The sequence below is a fragment of the Streptomyces sp. SID13666 genome, assembly GCF_010548325.1.
Lineage (GTDB): Bacteria > Actinomycetota > Actinomycetes > Streptomycetales > Streptomycetaceae > Actinacidiphila > Actinacidiphila fildesensis.
Map to the genome: position 1 here is coordinate 1 of NZ_JAAGLX010000106.1, position 2,201 is coordinate 2,201.

A 2,201-nucleotide genomic window follows, 5' to 3' on the forward strand; every position below is an offset into this window, starting at 1 on the left:
ATGTCGGTTTCTGCTTCGTAGGGTGAAGAGCGTGACCAACCCACCGACACCGCCCGTCGACGTCGTACTGCCGTGCCTGGACGAGGCCGGTGCCCTGCCCTGGGTGCTGGAGCGCATTCCGTCCGGCTGGCGGGCGATCGTCGTCGACAACGGCTCGACCGACGGCTCCGCCGACCTGGCCGCCTCCCTCGGCGCGACGGTGGTCCGCGAGCCGGTCCGGGGCTTCGGCGCCGCCTGCCACGCCGGACTGCTCGCCGCGACCGCCGACATCGTCTGCTTCTGCGACTGCGACGCCTCGCTCGACCCCGCCCTGCTGCCGTCCGTCGCGGACCCGGTGCTGCGGGGTGATCTCGACCTGGTGCTCGGCCGCCGCAGGCCGACCGCCCGTGGCGCCTGGCCGCCGCACGCCCGGCTCGCCAACCTCGAACTGGCCCGGCTGATCCGCCGCCGCACCGGTCTGCGGCTGCACGACCTCGGCCCGATGCGGGCCGCCCGGCGGACCGCGCTGCTCGGCCTGGAACTGGCCGACCGCCGGTCCGGCTACCCGCTCGAAATGCTGGTCCGCGCGGCCGACGCCGGCTGGCGGATCGCCGAGACCGACGTCCCGTACGCGCCCAGGACCGGCCGCTCCAAAGTGACCGGCACCTGGCGCGGGACCTGGCACGCGGTCCGGGACATGAGCGCCGTGCTGCGGCAGCCTGCGGTCGGCACGCCAATGGACGGCCGGATTCCCGCGGTCACCGAGCCCCCACAGCCCGCGCAGCCCGTCCGGCCGGCCCAGGCCGTTCGAGCCGGTCAGGCCGCCCGATGACCGGCGCTCCCGGCATGACGACGCTACTGGTGATCGCCAAGGAGCCGGTACCGGGACGGGTCAAGACCCGGCTCACCCCGCCGTACTCGCCGCGGCAGGCGGCGGCGCTGGCCGAGGCCTCGCTCGCCGACACCCTCGACGCGGTGCTGCGCGCCCCGGCCCGCCGTCGGGTGCTGGTGCTCGACGGCGCGCCCGGTCCCTGGCTGCCGCCGGGCTTCGACGTCGTTCCGCAGACGTCCGGCGGCCTGGACGAACGGCTGGCGGCGGCGTTCGCCGGCTGTACCGGGCCCACGCTGCTGGTCGGCATGGACACCCCGCAGCTCACCCCGGCCCTGCTGGAGCCGGCGCTGCGGCCCGACGCCTGGCTCGGCTGCGACGCGTGGTTCGGCCCGGCGCAGGACGGCGGCTTCTGGGCGGTCGGCCTCGCCGAGCCGGATCCCACGCTGTTCCCTGGGGTGCCGATGTCGACGGACCGGACGGGCGAGATCCAGCGCCGCCGTCTCACCGACGCCGGGCTGCGCGTCAGGGACCTGCCGGTGCTGCGCGACGTGGACACCGCCGCCGACGCCGCAGAGGTCGCCGGCATCGCACCCGGCTCACGTTTCGCCGCCGCACTGCGCGCGGCCGACCTTCCGCCAGGGCCGCTGCGGATCCTGCCGATGCCGGCGGGACACGCCGATGCCGGCCGGGCGGAGGCCCTGTGACGCCGGTGGACGGCGCGACCGCGACGATCGCGCAGCGAACCGGTGCCCCCGTCCCGGCCCCCGCGCCCTGGATCGACGACCCGTACGCGCACGCGATCCGCTCCGGCCGGGGCCCGCTCTTCCTGCGCAGGGCGGACGGCTGGCTGCTGCCCCTGGACGTGGAGCGGTGGTGCGCGGCGCCCGACGCCGCCGACACCGCGCTGCTGTTCCGGTGCCGGCGCGGCCCGGTGCTCGACATCGGCTGCGGGCCCGGCCGGCTGGTGGCGGCGATCGCGGCCACCGGAGTACCGGCCCTCGGCGTGGACGTCAGCCCGGCGGCCGTGGCCCGCACCCGGGACATCGGGGGAGCGGTGCTGTGCCGGTCGGTCTTCGACCGGCTGCCCGCCGAAGGCCGCTGGGGTACCGCCCTGCTGATCGACGGCAATGTCGGCATCGGCGGTGACCCGCGCGCACTGCTCGCCCGGGTGGGCGAACTGGTCGCCCCCGGTGGCCGGTTGCTCGTCGAGGCCGCGGCCTACGACGTCGACGAGCGGTTCACCGTACGGGTGGAGGACGGCCGGGGCCGGTACGGCCGGGACTTCCCCTGGGCCCGGCTGGGCGCGGCCGCGCTGCGGTCGGCCGCGGACGGCGCGGGCTGGACGACGGTCGAGGAGTGGTCCGTGGCCGGCCGCCACTTCGTGGAGCTG

The 2,201-nt window shown here is 76.8% G+C and carries 3 protein-coding genes; all 3 read left to right on the top strand.

Annotation, left to right across the window (positions count from 1 at the left end):
• The first annotated feature begins 22 nt into the window (after window positions 1-22).
• Window positions 23-811: a glycosyltransferase family 2 protein gene (locus G3I60_RS43530; RefSeq protein WP_164299690.1), complete on the top strand. Its 789-nt coding sequence runs from the start codon at window positions 23-25 to the stop codon at window positions 809-811.
• A gap of 14 nt (window positions 812-825) precedes the next feature.
• Window positions 826-1,515 (top strand): DUF2064 domain-containing protein, encoded by a 690-nt coding sequence (locus G3I60_RS43535; protein ID WP_164299692.1) that lies wholly within the window; start codon window positions 826-828, stop codon window positions 1,513-1,515.
• 26 nt (window positions 1,516-1,541) lie between these two features.
• On the top strand, window positions 1,542-2,201 hold a 660-nt coding region (locus G3I60_RS43540; protein WP_343241896.1), incomplete at its 3' end, for a methyltransferase domain-containing protein.

Excerpts from the sequence above, each read along its gene's own strand:
- G3I60_RS43535 (WP_164299692.1), top strand. The coding sequence starts at position 826 with ATGACGACGCTACTGGTGATCGCCAAGGAGCCGGTACCGGGACGGGTC.